At 51.9% G+C, this 13,701-nt stretch carries 9 protein-coding genes and 2 pseudogenes; 10 read left to right on the plus strand and 1 reads right to left on the minus strand.

Annotated elements, in window-relative coordinates; genetic code table 11:
* Nucleotides 1-22: 22 nt before the first annotated feature.
* From HBF24_RS09990 to HBF24_RS10035, 10 genes and pseudogenes are all read left to right on the plus strand, one after another.
* Nucleotides 23-1,069 carry a hypothetical protein gene (locus tag HBF24_RS09990; protein ID WP_167172474.1) on the plus strand — a complete coding sequence of 349 codons (1,047 nt, stop codon included), beginning with the start codon at nucleotides 23-25 and terminating at the stop codon, nucleotides 1,067-1,069.
* Complete coding sequence (locus tag HBF24_RS09995) at nucleotides 1,059-2,123, plus strand: radical SAM protein (protein WP_167172475.1); 1,065 nt, start codon at nucleotides 1,059-1,061, stop codon at nucleotides 2,121-2,123. Before HBF24_RS09990 ends, HBF24_RS09995 begins: the two co-directional genes overlap by 11 nt.
* A complete protein-coding gene (locus HBF24_RS10000) occupies nucleotides 2,120-3,214 on the plus strand; it encodes a hypothetical protein (RefSeq protein ID WP_167172476.1) in 1,095 nt (364 codons plus the stop codon). The genes HBF24_RS09995 and HBF24_RS10000 overlap by 4 nt, the downstream gene beginning before the upstream one ends.
* A gap of 126 nt (nucleotides 3,215-3,340) precedes the next feature.
* Entirely contained in the window at nucleotides 3,341-4,279 is a 939-nt protein-coding gene (locus HBF24_RS10005) for an IS1595 family transposase (protein ID WP_167172478.1), read from the plus strand.
* 107 nt (nucleotides 4,280-4,386) lie between these two features.
* On the plus strand, nucleotides 4,387-5,064 hold the full coding sequence (locus HBF24_RS10010; protein WP_167172480.1) for a CPBP family intramembrane glutamic endopeptidase: 678 nt from the start codon (nucleotides 4,387-4,389) through the stop codon (nucleotides 5,062-5,064).
* Nucleotides 5,065-5,343: 279 nt separating this feature from the next.
* Nucleotides 5,344-6,654: an ABC transporter permease gene (locus HBF24_RS10015; RefSeq protein WP_167172483.1), complete on the plus strand. Its 1,311-nt coding sequence runs from the start codon at nucleotides 5,344-5,346 to the stop codon at nucleotides 6,652-6,654.
* Nucleotides 6,655-6,663: 9 nt separating this feature from the next.
* Entirely contained in the window at nucleotides 6,664-7,929 is a 1,266-nt protein-coding gene (locus tag HBF24_RS10020; RefSeq protein WP_240922424.1) for an FtsX-like permease family protein, read from the plus strand.
* Between the two features lie 35 nt (nucleotides 7,930-7,964).
* Entirely contained in the window at nucleotides 7,965-9,230 is a 1,266-nt protein-coding gene (locus tag HBF24_RS10025; protein WP_167172485.1) for a site-specific integrase, read from the plus strand.
* Between the two features lie 18 nt (nucleotides 9,231-9,248).
* A pseudogene (locus tag HBF24_RS10030) lies at nucleotides 9,249-12,203 on the plus strand (Tn3 family transposase); the annotation flags it as partial.
* 146 nt (nucleotides 12,204-12,349) lie between these two features.
* Nucleotides 12,350-12,796: pseudogene (locus HBF24_RS10035) on the plus strand (recombinase family protein); the annotation flags it as partial.
* Here the strand turns inward: HBF24_RS10035 and HBF24_RS17195 are convergent.
* The gene (locus HBF24_RS17195) at nucleotides 12,698-13,195 is read right to left on the minus strand and encodes a hypothetical protein (RefSeq protein ID WP_206064273.1); all 498 of its coding nucleotides are present in this window, start codon (nucleotides 13,193-13,195) and stop codon (nucleotides 12,698-12,700) included. The pseudogene HBF24_RS10035 and the gene HBF24_RS17195 overlap by 99 nt on opposite strands.
* Nucleotides 13,196-13,701: the final 506 nt, after the last annotated feature.

Consider the following 13,701-nt stretch of genomic DNA (forward strand, 5'->3'; position numbering starts at 1 on the left):
GACTGTAAACAGGGGCGTAACAATGATTGACGTTCAGAGCTATGATGCCGAGCGGAATAACCTTAAGCTCTATGTGGATAATTTGTATGAAAATCTATCTGATCGAGAAGTCCAAGACAAAGACTACCTTACATTCCACTACGTGGACATGAATGTCTATCACTTCCTCGGAATTGCTGATGACCTAGAGCGTCACCTCCTTGTTAAAAAAATTCTGGTTGAAATATTAACGACACGCAATATTGATCATGTGCCAGAATTCGCCGCAGATTTCGCGCCTCATATACAAGTTGTCGATGCAAATTCAATTCTTGATGATGTGTCCGGTAGGCGACTGCCAATTCTTTGTGGTTTTCACACGGGTCCGTATTGGTCAATATTCATCGAATTGATACGACGAAGTAGAGAAATTGTTGCTATCTTTCCACCAAGCCTTGAAGCTAAGAAAAGCCAGGTTCGCGAAGCATATCTAGCCGTTCGAAATCGTCTAAGAACACAATCATCCTTGGATTTTATAGACCTTACTGATAAAGCTTTTCTGGTAAAAGCTAGAAATTGCGTAACTCAAGGGAAGCAATTAGTACTCTTTCTTGATGGCTACGGAGGTTACCTCCCATCCACAAATGAGCGTAGGGATCTGTTGTTCCCTTTTTTGGCGACAGAACTCAGAATCAAAACTAGTATAGCTAGACTTGCAAATGCACTACGAATCGAATGTGTACCTTTTAATGCAATCCGCACTAATGGTTTAGCAAGGAAACTAATCGTCGGAGGCTCAATAAAGAAAAATGGGTCCGATAGAGACGTAAGTGAGACAACTATATCAATGTTTAAATGGCTAGAAGAGTATATAAGAGCTGAGCCTTCGCAGTGGGAAGGTTGGATATATTTTCACACGTTCCTGAGTGGTAATAGCACTGAAGCTGCAAACTTGGAGCATGGCGATACTACTACATGGAGGGCAAGATTTTTTAAGTTTAAGGCTGGTGATGAGTTCTATCTCACCGACAAACAAACCTTGAAAATCTACCGAATTAATAATTTGAATGGGGGTAGACATGGAGAGTAAACGCTATCAGGAATGGCTTGGGAAGTTCGACAAGCTACCTGAATCAACACAGCAAGTGATAGCAGAAAGCCTTCTTGGTAGGAGCTTGGAGCTTTATATTGATCCGACAGAAAAGTGTAATTTCAGATGCGTTTACTGCTATGAGAGTTTTTTGCACGGGAGAATGAAGCCCGAAGTAATTGAGCGCGTTAAATTATTTATTTTGAGGCGATCCGCAGGTATAGGCCGCCTCTATATAAACTGGTTTGGCGGTGAACCATTGACTGCCTTACCTGTAGTTGAAGACATTAGTGCTTGGGCTAATAACCAATGTGAACGTTCCAATATTGAGCTCATTGGCGGTATGACAACAAACGGTTATAACTTAAACAGAGCTTTATTGGATAAACTTGTTGGTTTGAACATCAGGAACTATCAGATTTCTTTAGACGGCGATGCAAGCTACCATGATCAAGTGCGCCGGAGAGCTGATGGCGCAGGTACATTTAATACAATTTGGACCAATCTAAACGAGGCAGCGGCTACCAATTTAAGGTTCAGGATCATAATAAGAGTTCATCTAAGAAAATCCAACTTTGATAGCGTTTCTCAATTGCTTGAAAAGATTGACAACTCTTTCGGTAAAGATGACCGATTTATAGTTGGGCTTCACCCTTTGGAGGATTTGGGAGGCGAAGGGGTAAAGTCTGTTGATGTCTTGGATCACAAGACCTTCGATATTTGGAGTGAGCAACTGAAAAATCGTCCCTCTGCAAGGTCGGCTGTGAAAAACATGAGGGAGGAGATGATTCCAATGCCTGGTCAAGAAGCGTGTGGATTTAGTGTGTGTTACGCCTGCAAAAATAATGCGTTTCATATTAGATCGGACGGGCGAATTGGAAAATGTACCGTGGCATTAGATAAGGACTATAACGTAGTTGGAAGGCTTGCTGACGATGGAACGTTGATTCTCGATCAAAAAAAATCATCTAAATGGACAGCAGGCTTGCTCACACTAAATAGACAGGATCTTTCTTGTCCGCTTTCGAAAGGCGATGGTTATTTTAAGGCATGAGAATGATGACTGTGCAGCCATCGTTTCACAAAGACACATTGACGGACAATGGGAGAGTATTTCAATATGCTACTAAGGGATGGCTGAAGTCGATCAAATTAGGTCTTGATGCAGGAAGGGATGGCCATGATATAGATAGCCTTGCGAATGCTCTTAATAATTTAGCTTTATTAAATCTTCGCTTTAATAAAAGCGAGATGGCCGTGTGTATATGTGATTTGGAGATTGCAATCGCTAAATGCTTGAACGGTTCCTCAGATAACTATTCTATATGTATGCTGGCCTTTCAGCCCTGGATAAATTTAGGCCGTTTATATAGGCGCTCAGGTTGTATGGCTGATTCAATTCACCATATGAAAACCACTCTTGAAGCACTTTTATATAGAAAAAAAGTTCCTTACTGGAAAGAATTCTATGCGAGAGATCCAAAATTTATCCAGATGGCTCTATTAATATCTGTTGTTGAATATGTAAAATCCTTGGCTGCAGCAGGGCTTTTTGAAGAGGCATTGATGGTATTAACAAATTTCGACCGGAGAAAAATTCCAGAGCATTCCTTGCTTTTGCTTGACGAATTGCAGGTGTCCGTAAATATTTCAAAAGGCGACATCTCTAGTGCGGCAGAAATTCTAAAATCTGACAGCTGGCGCGGTAATCACGTTAGTCTTATTGTTAGGCAATTTTATCTTGCTGCACTGTTTCTTTATTTGGATAAACATGATGACTCAATTGATTGCATCAATTGCAGTAAAATTTTGAGCCTGTGCGATGGAGATTTCCGCAACTGCGATCATAATGTGATCAGAATTATGGAGGCTCACATACAACTATATTTACGCATGGGAGATATTATATCCGCCAGAATCATTGCTTTAAAGCTTTGTGAAATTCTTTCAGTTAAAGAAGACTTGATATATATAAATAAAGTAATGGCCGTAGGTGATAAACTAACCTTGGAGATGACCAAGCTAAGTGAGCTTAATAGCCTGGAGGATTATGAGAAAGATAATAATAGGATACTCCTGGATCAGGTAAATGAAGTTGCGAACATGGTAGCAAAGGGGCTGGGTGTAGTTTGTGCTGTACGCTGAGTGCAGCAACAAGCAAATCACAATGATCGATTGAAACTCTAACCCTTTCCTGATTCCCCACCTGTCACATCCTGTGATACGGCGAAGGTAGACGCTGCAATCGTCTGAATAGACGGGAGAAGCGTCGTGAAGAAGAATCAGGTGCAATTTCAGGCGGGCATGAGCTTGATGACCTTTCTTGATCGCTACGGTACCGAGGCGCAATGCCGCGAAGCACTGGCGAAGGCGCGCTGGCCCGGTGGCTTCCGCAGCCCAGCCTGTGGCCACACGGGGCACTGCCACCTCGCACAGCGGGACGTGTACCAGTGCAATCGCTGCAAGCGGCAGGTGTCCTTGACCAGCGGCACCTTGTTCGCACAGACCCGGCTGCCCCCGCGCACGTGGTTCCTGGCGATCTACCTGATGACCCAGCACAAGAACGGCATCTCGGCGCTGGCCCTGCGCCGGCAAATGGGCGTGTCATACAACGCGGCCTGGCTGCTCAAGCACAAGTTGATGCAGGCCATGGTGGAACGCGACAGCGAGCAGGCGCTGGGCGGGATCGTGCAGGTGGACGATGCCTACTGGGGCGGGGAACGCCATGGCGGCGGCACAGGGCGCGGCAGTCCCAGTAAGACGCCGTTTGTGGCCGCGGTGCAGTGCCATCCGGAAGGTCACCCCATCGCCATGCGGATGGACGTGATACCGGGATTCCGCAAGACGGTGTTGGCGTCGTGGGCGAAGCATCACCTGGCGCCCGGCACAGCGGTGGTGTCCGATGGATTGAACTGCTTCCCTGGCGTGCTCGAAGCGGACTGCACCCACGTCCCGCTGGTCACCGGCGGTGGGCCGCCCAGCAAGGGCCACCCCATCTTCGGGTGGGTCAATACGGTGTTGGGCAACGTCAAGAACGCCCTGCATGGCACCTATCACGCCTTGCGCCCCAAGTACCTGCAGCGCTACCTGTCCGAGTTCTGCTACCGCTTCAACCGTCGCTTCGATCTGGCCGCGCTCGTACCCCGGCTTATTGTCGCCGCAGCTCGTACTCCTCCCCTGAGCTATCGGCTCGCAACCTTGGATGTGTGATATGGGGAATCAGGAACCCTCTTGGATTTTCTTTTGCCACCCTATTAATATGCGTGATTTATCGTATTCCAGTATCAGAGAGGCATAAAATGTTAAAGATAGCGTCAATGATGTCTCTCCTTTGCTCCTTTTTTTTGTATGCTCAAGTTTTAATATTCGGCGATAGGGCTTCAGTTGATAGGCGATTTTGGTTCAATTTCTTCATTGCGGTAACTTTTATATTTTTAGATTACGCATGTCTATATGCCCCAACTTTGCGCATTTTTCATTTTGACAGTTGGAATTGGCAGGGAAAGGTGTTACAAGCGATGCTTTCTCTTAGTGCGCTTTTGCTTTTTTCTAAAGCTAGTTTAGGTCTAGGGTTGAGTGTAACAAATTTTCTTGATCTTAAAGTTTGGCTTGTATTTATAGCTGTCGTGTCATTTGGTTATGGGCTTAGCCGCGCATTTCCGACGGAGGGCGGTAAAGCTCATCAGTTGATATATCAGCTGACTATGCCCGGACTTGCTGAGGAACTTTTTTATCGCTCCGCTCTTCTAGCAATTTTTTTTAGCTTGTTCAAATCATCTGGGTGTGCGACGTGGGAGGTTAATGCCTATGCATCTACGCTAGTGATATTTTGTTTTGATCATGTTTTTTCGGTAACTCCAGACGGAAAGCTCTCGATCCAGCTGGTCGAAGCTATTATTCCAGCAATTGTAGGCACGGCACTTACATGGCTTCGCTTTCGTACCGGATCTATTTATGTTGGAATATTGGCGCACAACATCTTCAACTCAATGTAGGAGAACTCGAAATGTCATGCGAAAGCCCTTCAAACAATGCACTCAAGGATTTGGCACAGCAGCTCAAGGTAGATTTTGAGGAAATAGAGGCACGCCTTGAAATGGTTTCCGTTGCTGAAGCTGTCGCTAGTTGTACAGTTGATGTGCAGTGTTCCACTAAAAAACCTTCTGCAGCGTGACAACATAGGCATGGACTCCCGTTCAGTGAGGCGAACGGGAGTCTGCCATATAAATTAAAACAGAAAAATCTTGGAGTTCACCTATGCTCGAGGTGTCGTTATGCTAGGTTATTATTTAAGCCTCGCACTTAAGAGCTTGAGACGTTCTCCGGTGCTTACCACGCTGATGGTATTGAGCATTGGGGTAGGTGTTGCGTTATCAATGACTACATGGCAATTAGTGCGCATGGTCTCGCGTGACCCAATTCCTGAAAAGTCTGCCAACTTGTATGTCCCCCAGATTGATGTGTGGGGCGGACGTGCCGGAAACAATTCGGGTAGCAGCCATGAACCTCCCAATTTGTTGGACTATGGTGCTGTGACAGCATTGTTGGGTGACCACCGTGCAAAACTACAGTCTGCGATTTACCTAATTTCATCTATAGTAACGCCTCATGTAAATGAGGGACGACCGTTTAATTCGGTTGGGTTTGCTGTCTCTAGGGAATTTTTCCCCATGCTAAATGTGCCGTTTATTCATGGCGGCACTTGGAGCATGGATGATGAAACGGCACGAGCTCAAGTGGTGGTTATTAGCCAAGAGGTTAATAGGAAAGTATTTGGAGGTGGTGATAATGTCGGAAAGATTTTAAACATAGATGGCCATTCCTACCGCGTTGCTGGCATATTGAGTAACTGGAATCCAGAGCCAGTATTTTACGATGTACCTGCAACCGGCGGCTTTTTGCTTCAAACGCCAGGGGTATTTCTGCCGTTTGATGTCGCCATTACCGAAAAAATTCCCAACGCTGGAGAAACTGATTGCAAAGTACCGCCCTCACAATCTGGTTTTGATGGGTTACTCCATTCAAGCTGTGTTTGGATAAGCTATATAGTTGAGCTTGATACTGCCAATGCATTTAAAGAGTACAAGCTTTACTTGGAGGGTGTGGCACACGAAAGGTATAGTTGGCCTCCAAACGTGCGACTCAGAAATTTGATGTCATGGCTTGATTATCTTCAAGTAGTACCTGATAGCTTTAATATCTTGTGGATGGTTGGGTTTGGCTTATTGGTCGTGTGCGTAGTAGATACTATAGGCTTAATGCTTGCTAAATTTTTAAGCCGTAACTTAGAAATCAGCGTACGACGTGCGCTCGGGGCGACACGGCCTGCGATTTATGCGCAGATTCTAACTGAGGGCGCCGTAATAGGTGCGGCTGGTGGAATAACAAGTTTTCCTCTAACTTGGTTGGGTCTTCTTTGGGTGAGATCCCGTGCGCCTCGAGGCTGGGAATTATTAACTTCAGTCGATGTTGGGCTCTTTATCCTTGCCTTGGCTGTTGCAGTTATAGCGACGCTTTTAGCCTCGTTATACCCTGCATGGCGTTCTGCACAGGTACAGCCTGCTTGGCAACTTAAATCAAATTAAAGGGGGGCTATGATGGCTGTGCATCCAATTTTGGCTGCGTTGCGTAAGCATAAGGCTGGCGTCATTTTAATTATGATACAGATTTCCCTTACGCTAGCCATAGTCTGCAACGTTGCCTATATAATAACTCTGCGCATTGAATTAATGCATCATTCGACTGGCTTGGATGAACATGATTTATTCCTCGTTGCTCAGTCATATGTGGGCAATTATTCCGGCGATGATCAATCTGCAATGAACAAGCTCGATTCGATGCAGCTTACAGATTTGTCTGTATTAAGGAATTTGCCAGATGTAAAATTGGTAACCCCGGTCAATACGTTACCACTCTTAAGGTATGTGTGGTCTGGAAGTGTCGCGCTTGGGCTTGGTCAAGCACATGGTTCTGCACATGCGAACTATTTCAAGGGCGACCAATATCTACTTCCTACACTCGGTTTACGTTTGATTGCAGGGCGTAACTTTTCAGAAGCTGACGTAGAAAATCACCCAGCGCGCGGAAATTTTCCGCCCGCTGTTGTGATTGTTACAAAGGCGCTGGCAGATAAGCTTTTCCCAAACGGGAATGCGTTGGGCTCGGCAGTTTATCTGGATAAAATGACATCGCCGAGCGTTATCGTTGGTGTCGTTGAAAAGATGTTTAGCGCCAATCCCGATGACGACTCGCCTTCAGCATGGTATTCCATATTGATCCCGTCTAGAGTTGATAGTGCATCAACCATGTATGCGGTGCGCAGCCAGCGTGGCCGCATACAGCCCGCTATTCGTGAGTCGCGCGATGCATTGTTTAAAGTTAACCCAATGCGGGTTATTGACGAAGGGGATCGTTTTAACTTTAATGGCATTCATACTTACGCGCAAATTCGTGATTTGGGGTATGCGATTGATGTTTTTACTGCCGAAGTTTTGGCTTTCGTTTGCGTCATCCTGCTCTTGGTGACGGGGGTAGGTATCGCCGGCCTTACCAATTTCTGGGTGAGGCAGCGATATAAACAGATCGGTATTCGGCGGGCATTGGGGGCGCGTCGAATTGATATTCTCCATTATTTTCAGGTGGAGAATCTTGTCATTGTGAGTGGGGGATGTATCGTTGGAATAGTACTTACACTTTGCATTAACATTGCTCTTATGCAGGTATTTGCAACAAGTCGAATTCCAGTTTGGTATGTTTTGGCGGGGGTACTTGTAGTTATTCTGCTTGGTCAAATTTCTGCATTTATGCCAGCACGACGCGCTTCTAACGTTTCTCCAATGATGGCTACAAGAGGCATGTGAGCACAGCGTGACACGGGCATCAGTGAAACCTCCCTATGGCTGAATTTCAACCGTACCTTGACGCCGCAAGGCGTGAGAACACACAACGCAGCTACGCCTCGGCCATCCGCCACTTTGAAGTGGAATGGGGCGGTCACCTGCCTGCGACAGCCGACAGTACGGCACGCTATCTCGCCGACCACGCCGAGCAGCTTTCCATCAACACGCTCCGGCAGCGCCTGGCCGCCTTGGCGAACTGGCACGTCGAGCAGGGATTTGCCGATCCAACACGCACTGCCCTGGTGCGAAAGGTGCTCAAGGGCATCAAGGCACTGCACCCTGCGGTTGAGAAGCAGGCCGTTCCACTGCAGCTGACTGCGCTGGGTGCGGTGGCCGATTGGCTCGACAGCGCCGCCACCTTGGCGGAGCAGAATGGCGACGTCGTGCGCGCGATGCAACATCGGCGTGATCGCGCCTTGATGTTGCTGGGTTTTTGGCAAGGGTTCCGCGCCGATGAACTGACTCGCCTACGTATCGAACACATCGATCTTCGGCTTGGCGAAGGCTTGACGGGGTTCCTGCCGCGCAGCAAGACGGATCGCGACAACAATGGGCGAACGTTCAAGATGCCTGCGCTATCGCGCTGGTGCCCGGTCGACGCTGTCCAGGCCTGGATCGCTGCATCCAGGCGGACGGAAGGTCCCTTATTTAGCGGCATCAACCGTTGGGGAAAACTGGGCGACACGCCACTGAATGTCGACAGCATCGTGCCGATCCTGCGCCGGGCGTTTGCGCAGGCAGGCCTGAGCCAGGCCCACGAGTACAGCGGACATTCGTTGCGACGCGGCTTCGCCAACTGGGCCAACGCCAATGGCTGGGACATCAAAAGCCTGATGGCGTATGTGGGATGGCGCAAAGTCGATACGGCCATGCGTTACGTGGATGCTAGCCTGCCGTTTTTGCCGACCAATACGGCAACGCCACCGGCGCAACCTGCAGTGACCCCCGCACTTTCCGCGGCAATCACTCCGGCCCCCATTCCCAAGGAACTTACGGTGCAGTTCGCTCTGACATCGTACACGCAGAGCTCGCGTCGGCGTTCCAAGGCACGGCAGCTCATCGAAGCGGTCTGTCTGGCACGGCACAGCGCGCAGCGTGCCGATGTGGATGGCTACCGCTTCCACATTGGAATCCCGGACGATGCCGAACTGGAAGAGACCATCGCCACTATGTTCGATGACATGTACCGTATTGCCGACAACAACGCCTGTTATCTGAAAGCGACCATCCGTGAAAGAAAGGGCGATCGCCGCTGGGAGTAGGTCAGGAACGATGCATCGATGACAAAGATCGACGAGACCGCCTACCCACTCCTCAACCAACAACCATCCGATGCCGAAGTTCAGAACCACTACACCGTCTCGCCGGAAGAGTGGGCGTTCATCAAGACCTTGGCCCAATCGGCCGATGGACGCCTGGCCGCAGCGTTCCACCTGAAGCTGCATCAGCGGCTGGGACGATTTGTCGATCTGGTCGGCGTACCGAATCATCTCCTGCTGAAGGTTGCCGAATCGGTCAATGCTCGCCGCATGCCAACCGTTGCGGCGTTGCGCCAGTACGACGCGTCCGCAACCGGCCGACGGCACCTGGCGAAAATTCGCGACTACATCGGCGTGCGCGCCTATGGCGCGAAGGCCGCCGCCTGGCTGACCACTGTGGCCGAGAAGGCCGCCGAACTGCGCAGCGTCCTCCCCGACATCATCAATACGATGCTCGAAGAACTGGCGCACCACAGGTACGATCTCCCGTCCTTCGCCGCGCTGGATCGCATCGCGGCTGCAGCCCGGGAAGCGGTGCACGATCGGCACTATCGTGCGATAGAAGCCCAGCTCACGCCTGAACTCAAGCGAACCATCGACGGGCTGTTGGATGCCGGCGACCGCGCGACCACCGGGTGGCATACCTTGAAGCGCGAATCGCGCAAACCCACGAACCAGGAGGCACGGCACTACCTGCAGCACGTCGTACGGCTGCGTGCCTTGGCCGAGAAGATGCCTACGCTGGCCCTGCCGATCCCCAAACACCGATACTTTTACGATGTGGCGGCCAGCCTGGACGCCAGCGAATTGCGTGCGCAGAAACCGATCAAGCGTTATGCGCTGGCGGTCATCTACATCCGCGCGCAGTACGCCCACACGCTCGACGACGCCGGCGACATCTTCGTCAAGATGATGCGGGCGCTGGAAAACAACGCGACCTCGCAATTGGTCGCCCATCACCTGGAATACACCGAACAAGCCGAGCGCCTGATCCTCCAGCTCAAGGACATGCTGGAGGCTTTCGTTCGCAAAGGTTCCCACAAAGCACGCCTGACTGCCATCGAGGAAAGCCTTGACGGCGAACCTGCCGACCTCATCACCCAATGTACGGAGCACCTGGCCTACGCCGGCAAGAATTACCTGCCGTTCCTCCTTCGTCCCTATGGCCAGCAACGATCTATCCTGATGAACTGCCTGGATCTCATCGCCCTCAAGAGCGCGAGCGATGACAAGGTCATGGAGCGCATGCTGGATGTGCTGAAGCGATGCCGGTCGACGAAGGCCATGCTTCTCGCTCCCGAAGCTCTGGGGATCGACGTCCACCGCGACCTCAATTGGATGTCATCCCGCTGGCGAAAACACGTGGTGGTCGCCGCCAAAGACGACGCCGAGGCGGTGCAGATTCACCGCAGATACCTTGAACTGGCCATCCTGACCCAGCTCAAGGACGAGATCAGCACGGGCGACGTCTTTATCCCGGGCGGCAACACATACGACGATTTCCGCGAGCAACTTGTCGACGACGCCACACTCGACCGCGAGCTGCCTGCGTTTGTCGAAGTGTCCGGGATGCCGGCGACCGGTAAGGAGTTCGTCAAAAAGCTCAAGGGCGAACTGGTCGCGACCAGCGAGCGTGTCGACAAGGCGTTCCCGGATCTTCCGGATGCCCGTATCGTCGATGGTCACATCGTGCTCAGCAAGCTCAAGAAGACGCCGCTGGCGGAGGCTATTAACCGGTTGGATACGGAAATCAGCAACCGGATGGAGGCTACGACCATCGTTGACGTCCTGGTGGACGTCACCAAGTGGCTCGGGGTCGATAAACACTTCAAGCGGCTTGCCGGTACCGAGGGGCGCGTCGACGACCTCTTGCGGCGTGTCGTGCTGACCTTGTTCTGCTACGGCTGCAACATCGGCCCCACGGAACTGGCGCGTTGCGTGAAGAACCTTTCCCGGAAGCAAGCTGCGTGGCTCAACCTGAAATACGTCAACGAAGAGACCTTGCGTCGTGTCGTCAACGACGTGATCAATGCCTATTACAAGCTGGAGCTGCCGGCGTACTGGGGGTCGGGCCAATCCGCTTCCGGTGATGGCACGAAGTGGACGATGCGCGACAACACCATCATGAGCGAATTCCACATTCGGTATGGTGGCTACGGTGGCATCGGTTACTACATCGTGTCTGACACCTATGTGGCGCTGTATTCGCGCTTCATAACGTGCGGAGCCTATGAGGGCCACTACATTCTTGATCTCTGCCAGGAGAACGCTTCGGATATTCGACCAACCTACCTGCACGGCGACACGCACGCGCAGAACTACGTGGCCTTCGGCCTGGCGCCTTTCCTCGGCGCCAAGCTGATGCCACGCATTCGTCGCTTCAAGGATCTAAACCTCTACCGGCCGAGCCAGAAGAAGAGCTACAAGCACATCGACACCTTGTTCAACCGCTCGATCAAGTGGGATCTCATCGAACGGCACTACCGCGACATCCTGCGCTACGCCATTTCCATGAAACTGGGCCGGATAAGCCCTTCGACTATCCTGCGGCGGTTCAACAACAAGAGCCAGAAGAACAAGATCCACGACGCCATGCACGAGATGGGTGCGGCCTACCGCACCATCTACCTGCTGGAGTACATCGAGGATCCCCGCATGCGAAAGGCCGTCAGTGCCGCGGCCAACAAGAGCGAGGCCTACAACCACTTCATCAAGTGGGCTTTCTTCGCCAACGATGGCCTGATCGACGAAACGATTCGCCACGAGCAGCAGAAGCTCATCCGCTATAACCACGCCGTCGCCAACATGATCATGTTCCACAACGTCCAGCAGATGCAGCGGATACTTGTGGAGTTGCGCGGGGAGGGGTGGGAGATCACGCCGGAAATGATCGAGGCACTCGGCCCCTACCGCACCCAACACATCAACCGACTCGGCCAGCACACTATCGATACCAGTCGATCCGTCGAGGCCTTGAAACGCGACTCCCAGATTCCGCTATCCCGCATGCTTGGTCATCAACGGCCAGGGCAGAATCGGCCTGCCTGGATGTCAAAGGGTTCGTCAAAACAAGGTGTTATGGCCTAAACGAGCGTTTCCGCACGAATCTCGGCCATCCCCCTAGCCGGGCGGACCGCCCCGGCCTGACCAAGGCATTGGAGATACTGCGCGAGGGGGACACGCTGATCATCTGGAAGCTGGATCGGCTCGGTCGAAGCGTGAAGCACCTGGTTGATCTGGTCGGGGAGTTGCACGCACGCGAGGTCCAGTTCCGTAGTCTCACCGACGCCATCGATACCAGCACGCCGTCGGGGCGGTTCTTCTTTCATGTCATGGCCAGCCTCGCCGAAATGGAGCGGGAGCTGACCGTGGAGCGCACGCGTGCCGGCTTGGAGGTTGCGCGGCAACTGGGCCGCACGGGCGGCCGCAAACGTCAGATGACCGAGAGCAAGATCCGGTCAGCGAGAAGGCTACTGGCCGAAGGTATTCCGCCACGCGACGTTGCCAGGAACCTCGGGGTGTCGGTTCCCACGTTGTATCGCTGGATTCCGGCATCGTCTCACTCCTAACGTACGATTTTTTCCGTTTCGTGAGCTGACCCCAGTTACCGCTGCCGCTGGCTGATCGGTTTGCGTTGCCGTGGTTTTGATCGCCGCATCGGTCTCTTCTTCGGGACCGTTCGCTGGCGGTGCATCGGCATCTGTGGCCGTGGCCCCTTTTATCAGCAGGGCCGGCCAGCCAATCTCTTCCAGCACGCCACCGATCTGCTCTTCAAAGTGTTCAAGGCAGATACCTACTTCGCCGGGACGGATTTCCGCAAACCCTTCCAGGCTCGGGTCGGCCTGGCGCGGTCGCGCCAGGTTGGCCAGAAACGTGGCGTATTCGTGCAGTTTCTTCAGCCGCAGCTGGGTTTCCTCCGGCAGGTAATAGCCGGTCGCTTTCGGGTCTTCCACTTCGATCGTCGACATGAGTGCCTCCTCGTTCCATGGAGTACCCGCCGCCAGGATGGCGGACGGGAAGTCGGGAGGCTCGAAACCGCAAACAGTCGGCGGGCTTATTTCCCTTGCGGGTGTTGTATTCACCGCCCTCCCGACGCAGATGTCACGTCGGTTGTGCCCACGGACGCAGGCACAAAAAACCCACCGGATTGACGGAGGTGGGTACCGCTGTTTGCGGAGTTTCGAGGCTCCTTGTGCTTGAGTCTCCTACCGTCATCGCGGAGAGTCAAGGCAGGCGGGCACTCCAATCCGTTGTCGGCAGAGAACGGGACCAGATTCACTTTTCCAACGACCGCAATGGGTCGATGGCGGAGATCCGCCCTTTCGGCGACGCTGCGCTATCTCGTGCATCGCTCGCCTGTAAAAAGGCGAAGTCGATGGTCTGCTTTGACCTGACCCACCCCCGATGGCGCGCCCTAATAACCCAGGGCCTTGCCGCTTGTCGTAACGGCAACGCTGACTATTCCGTTGGCTTC

Origin of the sequence: Oleiagrimonas sp. C23AA (assembly GCF_011759385.1) — a bacterium.
Classification (GTDB): Bacteria; Pseudomonadota; Gammaproteobacteria; order Xanthomonadales; family Rhodanobacteraceae; genus Oleiagrimonas.

Bases quoted from the DNA above. Each gene is read 5' to 3' on its own strand.
- HBF24_RS09990 (WP_167172474.1), top strand. From the start codon at position 23: ATGATTGACGTTCAGAGCTATGATGCCGAGCGGAATAACCTTAAGCTC.
- HBF24_RS09995 (WP_167172475.1), top strand. From the start codon at position 1,059: ATGGAGAGTAAACGCTATCAGGAATGGCTTGGGAAGTTCGACAAGCTA.
- HBF24_RS10000 (WP_167172476.1), top strand. From the start codon at position 2,120: ATGAGAATGATGACTGTGCAGCCATCGTTTCACAAAGACACATTGACG.
- HBF24_RS10010 (WP_167172480.1), top strand. From the start codon at position 4,387: ATGATGTCTCTCCTTTGCTCCTTTTTTTTGTATGCTCAAGTTTTAATA.
- HBF24_RS10015 (WP_167172483.1), top strand. From the start codon at position 5,344: ATGCTAGGTTATTATTTAAGCCTCGCACTTAAGAGCTTGAGACGTTCT.
- HBF24_RS10020 (WP_240922424.1), top strand. From the start codon at position 6,664: ATGATGGCTGTGCATCCAATTTTGGCTGCGTTGCGTAAGCATAAGGCT.
- HBF24_RS10025 (WP_167172485.1), top strand. From the start codon at position 7,965: ATGGCTGAATTTCAACCGTACCTTGACGCCGCAAGGCGTGAGAACACA.
- HBF24_RS17195 (WP_206064273.1), bottom strand. From the start codon at position 13,195: ATGTCGACGATCGAAGTGGAAGACCCGAAAGCGACCGGCTATTACCTG.